Source organism: Cupriavidus sp. SK-3 (genome assembly GCF_000611145.1).
In the GTDB taxonomy this organism is placed as follows: domain Bacteria; phylum Pseudomonadota; class Gammaproteobacteria; order Burkholderiales; family Burkholderiaceae; genus Cupriavidus.
Genome location: NZ_JFJV02000036.1, coordinates 1 through 798 on the forward strand (window position 1 = coordinate 1; position 798 = coordinate 798).

Consider the following 798-nt stretch of genomic DNA (forward strand, 5'->3'; position numbering starts at 1 on the left):
CACCGGCACAAACGGCACGCCCGCGACGTTCAATCAAAGCCTGCCGCTCAGCCCATACAGCACCTCGACCGGCGGCACCTACTCGATCCCCATGAACGCACGCTATATTCAAACCGAAGCGACGGTCAAGCCTGGCACGATTTCCAGCATGATGTCCGTGCTGGTGGATTACCAGTAGGCGCGCATTGATCCGAGAAATGGGGGCGGCACGGGGGCACAACGTGATCCCTCGTTGACGAAAGGGAAAAATTTCTGCCATGCAACAGTTCCATCCAATCCTGAGGGGTCTGGCTGCGCGCCTGATCCCGGCATTCGTTCTCGTCGCTGTCGCGTCGATCTCGCCGAAAGCGCTTGCGATCATCGATATCTGGGCATTTGGATCGACGCTTAACCTGCCGAACACCTTGCCAACAGGCACCGTGGTCAGCCGCTATACGATCTCGTTGAGTCAACTCTGCGGCTCAGCGTCGTCGTGCCCAAGACAATTTATATTCCTTTGGCCGAACGGCGGGACTGCAACCGCACCCGGACCGCTAATCGCGACCAACGTATCGGGCATCTCGACTCGCCTGCTGGTCAACGGCCAGCCCGTCACCAACAATACCTCCGTCGCCAGCGTCAATTCGCCACTCGAAGTGCAACTGGTGCGCGACTCCCGCCCGCTGGTGGCTGGCAGCCTCAAGGGCTCGGCCACCAACCCCGGCTATTACAGTATTTGCCCTAGCTCCGTCTGTTATACGGGGGATTCCGGTCGCGGGATCATTCTCAGCGCCACCGTCAGGCTGGTCAACGGCACCT

At 59.8% G+C, this 798-nt stretch carries 1 pseudogene; it reads left to right on the forward strand.

Features of this window, described 5'->3' with window-relative positions:
• Positions 1 to 257: 257 nt before the first annotated feature.
• Positions 258 to 798 (forward strand): annotated as a pseudogene (locus CF70_RS35640) (hypothetical protein); the annotation flags it as partial.